Annotated in this window: 19 protein-coding genes and 1 tRNA gene; 18 read left to right on the top strand and 2 right to left on the bottom strand. The window is 55.7% G+C overall.

Annotated features, from left to right (window positions below; translation table 11 throughout):
* Positions 1–4: 4 nt before the first annotated feature.
* The 18 genes from lolB to PF1751_RS03505 all read left to right on the top strand — a co-directional run bounded on the left by lolB (position 5) and on the right by PF1751_RS03505 (position 12,720).
* The gene (gene lolB, locus PF1751_RS03585; RefSeq protein ID WP_044286614.1) at positions 5–622 is read left to right on the top strand and encodes a lipoprotein insertase outer membrane protein LolB; all 618 of its coding nucleotides are present in this window, start codon (positions 5–7) and stop codon (positions 620–622) included.
* Between the two features lie 49 nt (positions 623–671).
* Entirely contained in the window at positions 672–1,475 is an 804-nt protein-coding gene (ispE, locus tag PF1751_RS03580) for a 4-(cytidine 5'-diphospho)-2-C-methyl-D-erythritol kinase (protein WP_197999077.1), read from the top strand.
* A 36-nt stretch (positions 1,476–1,511) separates the two neighbouring features.
* A tRNA-Gln gene (locus tag PF1751_RS03575) sits at positions 1,512–1,586 on the top strand.
* A gap of 44 nt (positions 1,587–1,630) precedes the next feature.
* Positions 1,631–2,572 carry a ribose-phosphate pyrophosphokinase gene (locus PF1751_RS03570; protein ID WP_003171603.1) on the top strand — a complete coding sequence of 314 codons (942 nt, stop codon included), beginning with the start codon at positions 1,631–1,633 and terminating at the stop codon, positions 2,570–2,572.
* Positions 2,573–2,709: 137 nt separating this feature from the next.
* Positions 2,710–3,306: a 50S ribosomal protein L25/general stress protein Ctc gene (locus PF1751_RS03565; protein WP_010213317.1), complete on the top strand. Its 597-nt coding sequence runs from the start codon at positions 2,710–2,712 to the stop codon at positions 3,304–3,306.
* Positions 3,307–3,473: 167 nt separating this feature from the next.
* A complete protein-coding gene (pth, locus tag PF1751_RS03560; protein ID WP_010213318.1) occupies positions 3,474–4,058 on the top strand; it encodes an aminoacyl-tRNA hydrolase in 585 nt (194 codons plus the stop codon).
* A gap of 21 nt (positions 4,059–4,079) precedes the next feature.
* On the top strand, positions 4,080–5,180 hold the full coding sequence (ychF, locus tag PF1751_RS03555; protein WP_010213320.1) for a redox-regulated ATPase YchF: 1,101 nt from the start codon (positions 4,080–4,082) through the stop codon (positions 5,178–5,180).
* A gap of 393 nt (positions 5,181–5,573) precedes the next feature.
* Complete coding sequence (locus PF1751_RS03550) at positions 5,574–6,500, top strand: sigma 54-interacting transcriptional regulator (RefSeq protein WP_044286611.1); 927 nt, start codon at positions 5,574–5,576, stop codon at positions 6,498–6,500.
* 164 nt (positions 6,501–6,664) lie between these two features.
* Positions 6,665–6,865 (top strand): hypothetical protein, encoded by a 201-nt coding sequence (locus tag PF1751_RS28790; protein ID WP_137205936.1) that lies wholly within the window; start codon positions 6,665–6,667, stop codon positions 6,863–6,865.
* A gap of 108 nt (positions 6,866–6,973) precedes the next feature.
* Positions 6,974–7,336: a hypothetical protein gene (locus PF1751_RS29385; RefSeq protein WP_021491935.1), complete on the top strand. Its 363-nt coding sequence runs from the start codon at positions 6,974–6,976 to the stop codon at positions 7,334–7,336.
* Between the two features lie 6 nt (positions 7,337–7,342).
* The gene (gene sctJ, locus PF1751_RS03540; RefSeq protein WP_010213325.1) at positions 7,343–8,164 is read left to right on the top strand and encodes a type III secretion system inner membrane ring lipoprotein SctJ; all 822 of its coding nucleotides are present in this window, start codon (positions 7,343–7,345) and stop codon (positions 8,162–8,164) included.
* On the top strand, positions 8,157–8,714 hold the full coding sequence (locus PF1751_RS03535; protein ID WP_010213326.1) for a hypothetical protein: 558 nt from the start codon (positions 8,157–8,159) through the stop codon (positions 8,712–8,714). Before sctJ ends, PF1751_RS03535 begins: the two co-directional genes overlap by 8 nt.
* Positions 8,715–8,716: 2 nt before the next feature.
* The gene (gene sctL, locus PF1751_RS03530) at positions 8,717–9,328 is read left to right on the top strand and encodes a type III secretion system stator protein SctL (protein ID WP_042571041.1); all 612 of its coding nucleotides are present in this window, start codon (positions 8,717–8,719) and stop codon (positions 9,326–9,328) included.
* Positions 9,329–9,401: 73 nt separating this feature from the next.
* The gene (locus PF1751_RS03525) at positions 9,402–9,620 is read left to right on the top strand and encodes a hypothetical protein (RefSeq protein WP_010213328.1); all 219 of its coding nucleotides are present in this window, start codon (positions 9,402–9,404) and stop codon (positions 9,618–9,620) included.
* Between the two features lies 1 nt (position 9,621).
* Positions 9,622–10,014 (top strand): CesT family type III secretion system chaperone, encoded by a 393-nt coding sequence (locus PF1751_RS30005; protein ID WP_029529247.1) that lies wholly within the window; start codon positions 9,622–9,624, stop codon positions 10,012–10,014.
* A 14-nt stretch (positions 10,015–10,028) separates the two neighbouring features.
* Positions 10,029–12,170: a type III secretion system outer membrane ring subunit SctC gene (sctC, locus tag PF1751_RS03515; protein WP_042571040.1), complete on the top strand. Its 2,142-nt coding sequence runs from the start codon at positions 10,029–10,031 to the stop codon at positions 12,168–12,170.
* On the top strand, positions 12,167–12,370 hold the full coding sequence (gene hrpT / locus PF1751_RS03510; protein WP_010213331.1) for an HrpT family type III secretion system protein: 204 nt from the start codon (positions 12,167–12,169) through the stop codon (positions 12,368–12,370). The genes sctC and hrpT overlap by 4 nt, the downstream gene beginning before the upstream one ends.
* Before the next feature lie 11 nt (positions 12,371–12,381).
* The gene (locus tag PF1751_RS03505; RefSeq protein WP_021491940.1) at positions 12,382–12,720 is read left to right on the top strand and encodes a hypothetical protein; all 339 of its coding nucleotides are present in this window, start codon (positions 12,382–12,384) and stop codon (positions 12,718–12,720) included.
* On the opposite strand, the gene sctU is transcribed toward PF1751_RS03505, so the two are convergent.
* Positions 12,721–13,818 (bottom strand): type III secretion system export apparatus subunit SctU, encoded by a 1,098-nt coding sequence (sctU, locus tag PF1751_RS03500; RefSeq protein ID WP_010213335.1) that lies wholly within the window; start codon positions 13,816–13,818, stop codon positions 12,721–12,723.
* Complete coding sequence (gene sctT, locus PF1751_RS03495) at positions 13,815–14,603, bottom strand: type III secretion system export apparatus subunit SctT (protein ID WP_044286609.1); 789 nt, start codon at positions 14,601–14,603, stop codon at positions 13,815–13,817. The genes sctU and sctT overlap by 4 nt, the downstream gene beginning before the upstream one ends.
* Between the last annotated feature and the right edge of the window lie 4 nt (positions 14,604–14,607).

The following is a 14,607-nucleotide window of genomic DNA, read 5'->3' as shown; positions in this document are numbered from 1 at the left end:
GCTTATGTTCTTGCGCCACATTATTATTTTCAGCTTTATCGCCCTGCTCGCCGGTTGCGCGGGTTTCGGCGCCCGTGAATCCGTTGAAGGCCAGGGCAACCCGGCGCAATGGAAACAACACAAGGACAAGCTCAGCAGCATCGATGGCTGGCAGATCGAAGGCAAAGTGGGGGTTCGCGCGCCGAAGGACTCCGGCAGCGGCACCTTGTTCTGGCTGCAACGCCAGGATTACTACGATATTCGCCTGTCCGGCCCGCTGGGACGTGGCGCGGCGCGCCTGACGGGTCGACCGGGGCAAGTCAGCCTCGAAGTGGCCAACCAGGGGCGTTATGAAGCGACCTCGCCGGAAGCGCTGCTGGAAGAACAGATTGGCTGGAAGCTGCCGGTGTCTCACCTGGTCTGGTGGGTACGCGGTCTGCCCGCGCCTGACAGCAAGAGTCGCCTGAGCCTCAATAGCGACAGCCGCCTGGCAACGCTGGAACAAGATGGCTGGCAGGTGGAGTATTTGAGCTATGTGGAACAAAGCGGCTATTGGCTGCCCGAGCGCATCAAGCTGCACGGCACCGACCTTGACGTCACGCTGGTGATCAAGGACTGGCAACCGCGCAAGCTGGGGCAATAACGTGACCGGACAAACATTGACCCTGCCCTCCCCGGCCAAGCTCAATCTGATGCTGCACATTCTCGGTCGCCGTGAAGACGGCTATCACGAGTTGCAAACACTGTTTCAATTTCTCGACTACGGCGATGAACTGACCTTCGCCGTGCGCGACGATGGCGTGATCAAGCTGCATACCGAATTCGAAGGCGTCCCTCACGACAGCAACTTGATCGTGAAGGCGGCGAAAAAACTTCAGGAGCAATCCGGTTGCCGGCTCGGCATCGATATCTGGATCGATAAAATTTTGCCCATGGGCGGTGGAATCGGTGGCGGCAGCTCGAATGCCGCCACCACATTGCTGGGTCTGAATCATTTATGGCAACTGGGCTGGGACGATGATCGCCTGGCAGCGCTGGGCCTGACGCTGGGCGCCGACGTCCCGGTTTTCGTGCGTGGGCACGCGGCTTTCGCCGAGGGCGTAGGGGAAAAACTCACCCCCGAATACCCCGAAGAGCCGTGGTATGTCGTGCTTGTTCCGCAAGTATCTGTAAGTACAGCAGAAATTTTTTCAGATCCACTGTTGACACGTAACTCTCCTCCCATTAAAGTGCGCCCCGTTCCCAAGGGAAACAGTCGAAATGACTGCTTACCGGTTGTAGCAAGGCGTTATCCAGAAGTACGTAACGCTTTGAATTTGTTAGGTAAATTTACCGAAGCAAAATTAACCGGAACTGGAAGTTGTGTGTTTGGGGGCTTCCCAAGCAAAGCTGAAGCTGATAAAGTCTCGGCCCTTCTTACAGAGACCCTTACAGGGTTTGTAGCAAAGGGAAGCAACGTTTCGATGTTGCATCGCAAGCTGCAAAGTCTGCTCTAAAGGAACCGAGTGTTAGGCACTCGTTGCAACAGATACAGGGGCGTCGCCAAGCGGTAAGGCAGCAGGTTTTGATCCTGCCATGCGTTGGTTCGAATCCAGCCGCCCCTGCCATTTCTATACTCATCCAGGTTACCCTCAGCCTCTAGGTACTGCGCGTGTCCAAGATGATGGTCTTTACGGGGAATGCTAACCCCGATCTGGCTCGACGTGTCGTACGTCAGCTGCATATCCCTCTCGGTGACATCTCTGTCGGTAAGTTTTCCGACGGCGAAATTACAGCCGAGATCAATGAAAACGTCCGCGGTAAAGACGTCTTCATTATTCAGCCGACTTGCGCTCCGACCAACGATAACCTGATGGAACTCGTCGTGATGGCTGATGCCTTCCGCCGCTCCTCAGCGACTCGAATCACAGCTGTAATCCCTTACTTTGGTTATGCCCGTCAGGATCGCCGTCCGCGTTCCGCACGTGTGGCTATCAGCGCGAAAGTCGTTGCTGACATGCTCACCGTGGTAGGTATCGACCGTGTGCTCACGGTTGACCTGCACGCTGACCAAATCCAGGGGTTCTTCGATATTCCGGTAGATAACATCTACGGCTCCCCAGTATTGGTGGATGACATCGAAGACCAGCGCTTTGAAAACCTGATGATCGTGTCCCCGGACATTGGTGGCGTCGTGCGTGCACGAGCTGTTGCCAAATCCCTGGGCGTGGACCTCGGGATCATCGACAAACGCCGCGAGAAAGCCAATCACTCTGAAGTGATGCATATCATCGGTGATGTCGAAGGGCGTACCTGTATTCTGGTTGATGACATGGTCGACACCGCCGGCACCCTGTGCCACGCGGCGAAAGCCTTGAAAGAGCACGGTGCGGCTAAAGTCTTCGCCTACTGCACACACCCTGTGCTGTCGGGCCGAGCGATCGAGAACATCGAGAACTCCGTGTTGGACGAACTGGTGGTGACTAACACCATCCCGTTGTCCGCCGCAGCTCAAGCCTGTGCGCGTATCCGTCAACTGGATATCGCACCGGTCGTTGCCGAGGCGGTCCGCCGCATCAGCAATGAAGAATCGATCAGCGCGATGTTCCGCTAAGGGTCAAACCTTCGGCACATCCCACTGACGAAAAGCGCCCCGCCCTGACATTCTGTTGGGGCGGGGCTTTTTTGCCCATGTCGAGTACGGCGCTGGTCGCAAACGCCCCTCGATGATGGCTATTTTGGAGATACAAAATGACTGACTTTACTCTGAACGCTCAAGCGCGTACTGACCTGGGGAAAGGTGCGAGCCGCCGCCTGCGTCACGCCGCCAACATCCCAGCCGTTGTATACGGTGGCAACAAGCCTGCTGAATCCGTGACCATCCTGGCCAAGGAAATCGCCAAGCTGTTCGAAAACGAAGCTGCCTACAGCCACGTTATCGAACTGAACGTCGACGGCGCCAAGCAGAACGTCATCGTTAAAGCGATGCAGCGTCACCCGTCCAAGCAGTTCATCATGCACGCTGACTTCGTTCGCGTTGTAGCTGGCCAGAAACTGACCGCTATCGTGCCTGTGCACTTTGTTGGCGAAGAAGCTCCGGTCAAGAAAGGCGGCGAGATCTCGCACGTCCTGAACGAAATCGAAGTGACCTGCCTGCCGAAAGACCTGCCTGAGTTCATCGAAGTCGACCTGTCGGCTCTGGAAGTCGGCGCAATCGTTCACCTGTCCGACCTCAAAGCCCCTAAAGGCGTTGAGTTTGTCGCACTGGCTCACGGTGATGACAAAGCTGTTGCCAACGTTCACGCTCCACGCGTTGCTCCAGAAGCTGAAGAAGGCGCTGCAGAGTAATTCACTCTGTATTGCCGGAGCTTGAGGAAACATCGCGGACCGAAACGTAGCGAGAAAGCGGGCGATAACGCGGCGTTTACTCTTGAGTAAATAGCTTCTGTCGTCCACTTTCGCCGCACACAGGTTGCGGCGATGTTATCCACAACTCCAAAGGAAGGGCCCCTGTCGTGACTGCCATTAAACTGATCGTTGGCCTGGGAAATCCAGGCGCCGAATACGAACAGACCCGGCATAACGCGGGGGCCCTTTTTGTTGAGCGCATCGCCCACGCCCAAGGTGTGAACCTGGTGGCCGATCGCAAATATTTTGGCCTGACCGGGCGCTTCTCGCACCAGGGTCAGGATGTTCGTCTGCTGATTCCCACCACCTACATGAACCGCAGCGGCCAGGCTGTCGCGGCGCTTGCGGGGTTCTTCCGGATCAAACCCGAGGAAATCCTGGTGGCCCATGACGAATTGGACCTGCCGCCCGGTGTCGCCAAGCTCAAGCTCGGCGGTGGGCACGGCGGGCACAACGGCCTGCGCGACATCATCGCGCAGCTGGGTAATCAGAATAATTTCTACCGCCTGCGGCTCGGCATTGGCCACCCAGGCGTTGCCAGTATGGTTTCAAATTTCGTCCTGGGTCGTGCGCCACGCGCCGAACAGGAAAAACTCGATGCCAGCATCGACTTTGCCCTCGGCGTGCTGCCGGATATCTTCGCCGGTGAATGGAACCGCGCGATGAAAAACCTGCACAGCCAGAAGGCCTGACTCTTACCGAGGGGAAACACCATGGGATTCAATTGCGGCATCGTCGGCCTGCCCAACGTCGGCAAATCCACCCTGTTCAACGCCCTGACCAAGTCCGGTATTGCAGCGGAGAACTTCCCCTTCTGCACCATCGAGCCCAACAGCGGTATCGTGCCGATGCCGGATCCACGCCTGGACGCCCTGGCGGCCATCGTCAATCCAAAGCGCATCCTGCCGACCACCATGGAGTTCGTCGACATCGCCGGCCTGGTCGCAGGCGCGTCGAAAGGTGAAGGCCTGGGCAACAAGTTCCTGGCCAACATCCGTGAAACCGATGCCATCGCCCACGTGGTCCGCTGCTTTGAAGACGAGAACGTGATTCACGTCTCCAACAGCGTCGACCCGAAACGCGACATCGAGATCATCGACCTGGAACTGATCTTTGCCGACCTCGACAGCTGCGAGAAGCAACTGCAGAAAGTCGCGCGCAACGCCAAGGGTGGTGACAAGGACGCCGTAGTCCAGAAAGGCCTGCTGGAGCAGTTGATCGCGCACTTCACCCTGGGCAAGCCGGCACGCAGCCTGATGAAGACCATGGGCGCTGACGAGAAGGCCGTAATCAAAGGCTTCCACCTGCTGACCACCAAGCCAGTGATGTACATTGCCAACGTCGCCGAAGATGGCTTCGAGAACAACCCACTGCTTGATGTGGTCAAGGCCATTGCCGACGAAGAAGGCGCCATCGTTGTTCCGGTGTGCAACAAGATCGAAGCAGAAATAGCCGAACTCGACGACGGCGAAGAAAAAGACATGTTCCTTGAGGCCCTGGGCCTGGAAGAGCCTGGCCTGAACCGCGTGATCCGCGCTGGCTACGAGATGCTCAACCTGCAGACCTACTTCACCGCCGGTGTCGAAGAAGTCCGCGCCTGGACCGTCAAGGTCGGTGCTACCGCACCGCAGGCTGCCGGTGTGATCCACACCGACTTCGAAAAAGGTTTTATCCGTGCCGAAGTAATCGCCTACAACGACTTCATTCAGTTCAAGGGTGAAGCCGGTGCCAAGGAAGCGGGCAAGTGGCGCTTGGAAGGCAAGGAATACATCGTAAAAGATGGCGATGTGATGCACTTCCGCTTCAACGTGTAAGCGTTACCTGCGGTTTATACCGCGAATAAAAAGCCGATGCATTGCATCGGCTTTTTTGTGGGCGTTTGAATTTCACTAACGAAAAAATTAAAAACGTCATGACGTGATACATTTGCTCATAAATTTTAAAAGCGAAACGCAAGACACCCGATAAAAAGCCTCATTGCAAAAACACCTCTTTAGAATATTTCCTTGCAACGTTAAGACTTTCCCTACACCTGAAATGGCGAAACTCGCCCATCAAGACTTGAAACTTTTTTATTCGCTGAAACGTATAACTTTCACGTCATCCATCGCTCTGGCCAGTTCATGACAACATAAAAAAATCCTGTTTAACTGCGTTCATATGGAGATAGCCCTCATCATGCGGCCACCGCACTGGAGCAAAATAATATGTCGACGCTCAATCAGAATAGTCTTATAGAAGATATAACTTTCTCTGATTGCCCGAGCATCGAAAGGACTATAAACAACACCGCCGCTCTGGATATAGATATTCTGCTATTGGGAGAAACAGGGACCGGTAAAGATACGTTGGCACAACATATTCATTACCTATCCCAGCGTAAGGGAAACTTCGTTGCCGTCAACTGCGCCGCCATTCCGGAAAGTCTTGCCGAGAGCCAGCTGTTCGGCGTAAACAGCGGCGCCTATACGGGGGCCATGCAGTCCCGGGCTGGATTCGTTGAAGCAGCCCATCTGGGCACCTTATACCTCGATGAAATCGATAGCATGCCACTGACGCTACAAGCCAAGCTGTTACGCGTGCTGGAATCCCGTGGAGTCGAGCGTCTGGGCTCGACCCGATTTATCCCGGTGGATATGCGCGTGATCGCATCTGCCCAACGCGTCTTGCACGAGATGGTCGAACAAGGCACTTTTAGACGTGATCTCTACTTCCGCTTGAATGTCGTCAGCATCCACCTTCCGGCCTTGCGGGATCGACGAGCGCGAATCATCCCTATGTTCCTCCACATGATTCAGCAAGAAGCTGATCATTTCAAACTCGCCTACCCTCCCCCTCCCGATAGCCAATTGTTGCAGCAGTTGCTGTGCCACCCCTGGAAGGGCAATGTCCGCGAGCTTCGATCTACGGCGAAGCGCTTTGTATTGGGCCTGCCTCCGCTTTCAGCAACCGTGATCACCCGACAGGAAATAGAGATGGGCCTGAAGGCGCGCATGCATCAGATGGAAAAATCGCTGATTGAAGAGTGCCTGCGCCAAAATAGCCATTGTGTGGACAGTGCGGCAACCGAACTGGGCGTTCCCAAAAGAACCCTGTATCACCGCATAAAGCACTTGGGAGTGTCACTGGGTTGAGCGCACCGGAAACAAACCAATACATTTATTGAAACATAGCCTCCAGCGATGCGTGGAACGCATACATTTCTTGAACCACATAATTGATGGAACGGCACTACGGATGGAGAGTTTTTTCTTAAGGCGTGCTGTTTCACTTACACATATTAATTACGGAGAACACTATGGCTATTCCTAGCGGATCATCCTACTCACCTTATTCGGGCGGCTACGGCGGTGGCCAAATGTCTGCTCAAGATGCTGACCAAGGCTTGGAAGCTGCAGAAGCAAAAAAACGCGCAGATGGTGTAAAAAACGCATTTAAGGGTGCAGAAAACCAAAATACCTCGGGTATCAAGGCAGCATCCGACAAACTCAACGTTTAATAGCTTCAACTTACAAAAGCCTTCCTACGGCCCCGGCGGGGAAGGCTTTTTAAGCAAACACGGAGATAAGCCCCCTCAACGTTAGTTTCGACGTTACAGGATCCTACTATGATAGGCATTATTAAGCAGACTGAACGCAACTCTCTATCCGAGTCCCTCACAGACCATAAATTAACGGACTTGAGTACGGATATTGACTTTTTTAACGCCGCCGTAACCGCTTCATCATTTTCGAAACACGCCACGGGTAGCACCGTTACGCAAAACTTACTTTCCGAGGCAGCAGGCAAGCTAAGTTCTGTGACGGACCGTATGACTAGAAGCCTGCGTGCCTTGAGCAGCCCGAATAAGCTGGATGAAGCTCGAAAATATCCGGGCCAACTTTCCGACGCGCTCCTACTTCAGCAGATGCTGTCAAAATCCGTCGGTAAAACCGCACAATGCATTGATAAAATCAGCAGTCTTCAGTAGGTTAAAATGAATCACCTGCTACCGTTTGTATTGGTTATATGTCTCTCTCTCCTGCTGCAGGCCTGTAGTGAACGGGTCGAGCTTCATCGTCAGCTAACTGAGCAAGAGGCTAACGAGGTAGTAGCGGAGCTGGCTGACAAACATATCCGCGCCACTAAAGTTCCGGCAAAAGATGGCGTTATCGTTGTTGTCAACGCCACCGAGATTGCGCGTGCGGTACGAACGCTGGAGGCCGTAGGGCTCCCTCGGGCAGCACGCACTACGCTGGGTAACACCTTTCGTAAAGAAGGTGTGATCTCAACGCCGCTGGAAGAAAGAGCGCGCTATATCTATGCATTGTCTCAAGAACTTGAAACAACTTTATCGAACATTGACGGCGTTATCGTCGCCCGGGTCCATGTGGTATTGCCTGAGCGCGTCGCGCCTGGAGAGCCTGTGCAACCTGCCTCTGCGTCAGTGTTCATCAAACATGATCCTAGGCTTGACCCAGACAGCATCAGGGCGCGTGTTCGCAGGATGGTTGCTAGCAGCTTACCGGGCATGGCCACAGCGGTCGACAACTCGCAGAAATTGACCGTCGTGTTCGTGCCGGCGACAGCTTATCTGGAGCAACAGCGTTTGGCTTACTTCGGGCCGTTCCTGGTTCCCGAAGATGACCTCGGTTTCTGGAGAATCTGTGTGACTGTTTCGCTGCTCGCAGTGGTGTTCATGGTATCGGGAGGTATGTTCTGGCAAAAGCGAAAGCAACGAGTTATGCCGACGCCTGACGTGCGCGCTCAAACACATGAAGTGTCTTCCAGCATGACTGCTCATTCCAGCAATGAGTAATCTCGCCTGGGCCCAATGGTGGGCCGCCCCCTGGTTATATGCGCATGAAGACTGGAAAAGCATCGATAACTACGCGGCACTTATACAACTCCATCGCAGCGGGCAGGTGGCTACGGGGACACATTTCGGTATTGCTCCATGCCTACCTCCGATGCCTGACCCTGCATTAATTCAACTGGCGACTGCTTCTGCGGAGCAACTTGATCTGGCGATTGGGTTGATTGAGGGCATTTGCCGCCCGGCCTATGCGACAGCATTGGATGAGCATCATCACCTGTGGTGTAACAGCCTATCCAAGGCTCTGCCACTTGATATCGTGCAGCCTGATAACGACCCATTGCAATTGCTACGCGCCTGGATTCCTCCGGCGACCTGGCAGCGGATCCGCCTGCGCTTTCCTCGCCACCGTGTACTTGATCTAGAGCAAATGCCATTGGCGCTCAAGGGTTCGCACAGCCGCCTTGATACGCTCTGGCATGCTGTCGTGTGGCGTATTGGCGCCATGGATGGCACCCGCAATCCTGTTGATTCATGGGAGCATGGAGAATAACGATGTTATGTCGCCGCATCATCAACTCGCCTGGCGGAACACGTGCGCTCCCGGGGAGCCTTCTCTCCTGCGAAACCCTGGCAAGTTACACCCAAGCCGACAATGTGGTTGAGCAGGCAAAAGCGGGAGCCCGACAGTTACTACAGGAGGCCAATGAACAACGTGAGCAGCTTCTGGAAAAAGCGAGTCTGGAAATATGGCAACGTGCCGATGCACAGCTCAAACGCTGGGAAGCCGAGCGCCAAGCCTTGTGTGACAACCTCGAGCAATACGCAACCTCAATTGCCAACCAGGCTATCTCCCTTCTACTTGAAGAAACACCCGCCCCCCAACGTATTAAGGCTCTGATCAGGCAACTGCTGGCGTGCCATGTGCCTGCAATTAAGGCAACGCTTTTATGCAACCCACATGAGCTTGAGACAGTCAGGCAATGCCTAGACAGTGACAGCGGTAATTGCTGGACGTTGCGCGCGGAAAATACGATTGAACCTCAAAACCTCATATTGAATACCGAAGAGGGCGACTTTCGTATTGACTGGACAGCCTTGATCAGTGCTCTCGTCAGACAGGATCCCCCCCTTTCGCACGATAGAAGCAGGCAGACGCTTTCCTAAAAATAATTGAATACAACTGGAACTATTTCGAAATAAAAACCAAGAAGAGGTACACCCCTCATGGAATACCTCTATGAAATATTTAGACGGCTTCAAAGACAGGCTTCTAAGCGACGCCAGACATACTAAAAGGGAATACAACTACGCAGCAGAAAACAACTCTGGTTCGGAGGAAGACATCGGGCTGTTTTTCAATCTTTTACAGCGACACCGCACCTCCGAATACGTCTACCAAGAGCAAAACCGAGTGAAGCACATGCTACTGAAGTCCTGCCTGGATAGCGTGCCGTAAATTGAAAGAACTGTTTTCTGAATACCTGAGGAACGGCACCGGGGAATTAACGCTGTTCGAGAACGATGAAGCGGTTGTACTGCGTCACTGTTCGGGAACCCTGCTGCTTAGTGTTCAACTGGCCCGACACTCCCGGAATGAATCAATGCTGGTGAGCTGGATGCGTCTGGGCGCCGTCAGCCTGGCCCACTTTCAAGGTGCGCTCGCTCTGTCACCAGACAGCGGTGACCTCTGGCTGATCCATTGCGTGCCTAACCCACACGACGAACAGCATCTGCTGCACTGCATCGAGAGCCTGCTCAACCAACGCGATACCTGGCGCGCCACCGTCGCGCGCCTGAACAAACCCATCCATCAACTCAAACCTACCTGGCTACGTTCGTTGTTGCACTAAACAGGGAAACACCTATGCATAACACGATCTGCAAGCGCAGCGACTTGCGCATTAACTCGCGTGAAACTTCATCCAGACGTTTCAACTGGTCAAGTCTGGTAGCGCTCGCCTGTTTGCTGTCCCCGGCGCACAACGCCCTTGCCGCGATACCCCCCGAATGGAAAAACACCGCCTACGCCTATGAGGCCGACCACAAACCGCTGCGGGAAGTACTCGAAGACTTCGCCCAGACATTCGGCACGCAACTGCAAATCGAAGGCCTGCTGGAAGGCGACGTCAACGGCAAGATTCGCGCGAATACCCCACAGTCACTGTTGGACAGACTCGGGGTTGAGCATCGTTTTCAGTGGTTTCTCTACAACAACACGCTGTTCATCAGCACGCTGGACCAGCAGGAGTCCGCGCGCCTGGAGGTCTCGTCAGAGACGATTTCCGACCTCAAGCAGGCGCTGACCGATATCGGACTGCTCGATAGCCGTTTCGGTTGGGGTGAGTTACCGGAAGACGGTGTCGTGCTCGTCTCCGGCCCCAAGCGCTATATCGAACAGATCAAGCAATTCAGCAGCCAACGCCGGTCACCGGATGAAAAACAGAGCGTACTGAGTTACCCGTTGAAGTTCGCCAATGCGGCGGACCGCCAAGTGGATTACCGCGGCGAAAAGCTCGTCGTTCCCGGCGTCGCCAACATCTTGCGAGGGCTTTTGGAACCGCGTTCCCCGTCTGCGCTCACAGGCTTGACCCAACGTCCGGCCTCCCAGCCAGCGCCGCTTACGCCCAATGTGCCGCGGCTGGGCAATCCGTTGCTGAGCCAAATGCTCGACGCCAATGGCACCACAGGTCAAATGGCTCCCATGCCTGCATTGACCTCACGGGCCCCGGTATCCACGAGCCGAATCCGAGTCGAAGCCGACGTACGCAATAACGCCGTGCTGATCTATGATTTGCCGGAACGCCAAACCATGTACCGCGAATTGATCACCCAGCTCGACGTCGCGCGCAAGTTGATCGAAATCGATGCGATCATTCTCGATATCGAACGTACGCAATTGCGTGAATTTGGGGTGAACTGGGGTTTCCAGAACAGCCGCTTCCGCGGTGGCGTCAACATGGCGCCCGGCACCTCCTCACAGTTGTCGATTGATAACCGCGACCGTTTCTACGCCGATATCCGCGCGCTGGAAGCCAAGGGGCTGGCTACCATGGTTTCGAACCCCTCGGTGCTCACCCTGGAAAACCAACCAGCGGTGATCGACTTCAACCGTACCCAATACATCACCCCCGGTAGAGATTACGCAACCATTCTGCCCGTCACCGTAGGCACCAGCCTTCAGGTGGTTCCTCGGGTAACGACCGGACGTGGTGTGCACCAGATCCATTTGGCGGTCGATATAGAAGACGGTAATTTCGACGAGACCAATCCCGACCGAGACCCCAATCACCCTGATGTGCGCCGGGGCAAGGTCAGCACGCAGGCCGTGATGCGGGAAAAGCGCTCGCTGGTGGTCGGCGGCTTTCATGTCACTGACAGTTCCGACCAGCAAAAGAAAATCCCGCTGCTGGGGGATATTCCGTTACTGGGCAAGGCGCTGTTCTCTTCGACAGAACGCCACAACAATCGCCGTGAGCGTTTGTTTATCCTGACACCTCGCGTCATCGGGGACCAGGACGACCCGTCGCGCTACTTGCCACAAGACGACCAGGCCGAGTTGCAAGCTGCCCTCGCACCACTGGCCAGGCGCTACTCACCGCATCAGCCGGTGATCAAACGCAGTGACATCATCACCACGCTGGCGCGCTTGGTCAGTGGAGAAGTCCCCAAGGCTTTCAGCGCGGCACCGATGCCTCTGGCGCTGAACACCTTGTGCAGCACCCGTGATTTGCTGGCGCTGAACACCGACCGCAGTCAGTGGTACGCCGGCCCGGAATACAACGTGGCGGTGGTGGTGTTGCGCAACCAGTTCAAACGCAATGTGCGTATCGATGAAAAGGAATGCAGCAACTCGCAGACCCTGGCAGTCACCGTGTGGCCACGTGCCTGGCTCAAGCCGGGTGAAGAAGCCGAAGTATTCATCGCCATGCGCCCGGTAGTGAGAGATGAACACCTCAGCGTGCCCCGCCCCTCCATGATCACTCCAGCTCAGAAGGCCACGCCATGAAAAACCGACTGTTGTGCGTCATCCTGATTGGCGCAGCGATACTCTTCACCGGCTGTACGCCCACGTGCAAAGGTGATTCGTGCTCACGCCCGCAATCGAGCAAGGACAAGATGGTGATCTGGTGGCCGCCGCAGATGCGCGTCGAGCCCGCCCCCTCCGGTGAGCGGGCGGACTACCAGACGGTGTCATTGGAACGATGAGTTCCCCGAATATGCCCGGCGCCCCACGGCAGGTATTTTTCGACAACCTGGTGAGTGGCGCTGCTGCTCACCTGCCCCTGGCGCCCGGTATCAAGGTCTGCGCACAGCACGCTGGCCAGCGCCCTGGGGTGGCCTTGTGCATTGCGCGCGAGGCCCTGCAGGCTGGGCAATTGCAACAAGTGCTAGAGCGACGCTTTGAACAAGCGCTGGTGTTCGAGGGCTGCTTTATCTACCTCGATCCCCAGCACGCCCTGGTGATATGGCACGCGCTGCCGGCAACCGCCAACGCTCTCGACAGAATCCTCAGTCGGATGCTGTCGCTGGCCACTCTGCAAGCCTTGGACAGGTGATCAGCGCCGCTCAAGCTCGGGAAGCTCCAGGGTTTCGCGCTTGGCCTCATCATCGAGCTCGCGCAAGGTTCGGTAAATCAGCGCCACGGCCTGCAAGGTTTCCCGAGGGATGCTCGCGCCCAATTTTTTCGTGTAAAGCGTGCGAGCCAACCATACACATTGGATTACCGGCACGTCGGCCGCCTTGGCACGGCGGATCAATTTGCGGGCTTCATCGTCCGTGCCTTTACTCACCAACATCGGCAGCGGTGTCTTACCCGGCCGGTAATACAAGGCGACAGCAAAGTGCGTCGGGTTGACCACCAGCATGTCGGACTCCTCCAGCTTGGGCAGCTTGACCTTCGGTTCTTCCTGGGCCAACTGGTACGCCAACGAACGGCGCTGCCCCTTCACATGAGGGTCACCCTCCATGTCCTTGTACTCTTTGACGACCTCCACTTGAGTCATGCGCATGCGCTTGGCAAAAAAGTGCTTGGACAGGATCAGGTCGACCAGCGCCAGCACCAGCAGCATGCCAAGGCACACATGCAGCAGATGACGGAACAGCGCGATCAACGCCACGATGTAGCTCTGCAGGTCACTGGTGGCCAGGTTGATCAACGTGCCCACCGAGGGCCGAATTACCACATACAGAATCAAACCGATAAGGAAGGCTTTCGTCACGCTCATCAACAGGTTCATCAACTGTTGGGCTGAGAACATTTGCTTGACCTGGCTGACGGGATTAAGGCGATTGAAATCCATCTTCAGGGCCTCCGGCGCAAACAGCAGCCCGAACTGCATCCAACTGCTGATCAGCTTGGTGGTAATCGCGACCCCGACCATCAACAGAGCAAAGGAGAAGAACACTCCCAGCCCGTCGAACAGCACCTCTTCCAGTGCACGCGTGAAGGGCTGATTCAGGCGTGATATCGGCAACAACATCAATTGCTGGAAGCGTTGCAGGCTGGTTTCGGCGGTGAATAAGGCGATTTCACTGATGGCTGTCAATGCCAGCAGCTTTGCAACATCCTGGCTTTGGGCGACCTGGCCTTTCTTGCGTTGGTCACGCAGTTTCTTGGCTGACGCCGGGTGCTTTTTTTCGCCGGAATCACTCATGGGACCGCGACCTTGATCAACTGTCCCAGCACGTGTTTGAGGTCACCCAGCGAACCCATGCGTCCGACGATCAAGTCCTGCAGCAACGCAAAGTAGAGCAGCAGAATACCGATACCCGCGAGGCTTTTGACCGGTGGCGCCAGCGTACTGACCTGCAGTTGCTGACTGTAGACCCCCAGCAACGCGATGCCGAACTCCAACAACAGCAACACCGCGATAAAAGGAGCGGCATAGAGCAGCATGTGCGTGAAGGTATCGCCCAGCAAGTCGATAAACAGGCTCATCCCATTCTCTGCCGGCAGCGGGAACCAGACGGTGGGAGGCCAGATCAGGTAACTGTCCCAGATCACCTGGGTCAACGCGCCCAACCCCAAGGTAGTCATCAGCAGGAAAATCGCCAATTGCTTGAACAGATGCCCCATCGGCGTGGCATCCGGCCCCAGTGAAGGATTGAGCTGACCGCCGGCCAATGCGCCGCGTTGGTTATCCAGCAACGCCCCCACTCCCTCGAACATCCAGAACGGCATCGACAGCAGTACCCCCAGCAATAATCCCAGGGCCACTTCCTTGAGCACCAGCGCAGCCAATATCAGCGCCGAGTAGTCATGTCCCTCCAACGCTGCATGAATACCCGGTGCGGGCAGCAGTGCCATGACCATCACGATGGTGACCCGCAACCTGCCACGTATATGTTGAAAACAGAACGCCGCGACTAAGATGCCACAGGGATAAATACGCGCCATGCCGATGAGCAGGCTGGGCACGAACTCGAGATACAGCAGCACGGGC

It is taken from the genome of Pseudomonas simiae (genome assembly GCF_000934565.1).
GTDB lineage: Bacteria > Pseudomonadota > Gammaproteobacteria > Pseudomonadales > Pseudomonadaceae > Aquipseudomonas > Aquipseudomonas simiae.
The sequence above is the reverse complement of the archived record's forward strand: the minus strand, read 5'-3'. Positions and strand labels throughout refer to the sequence as shown.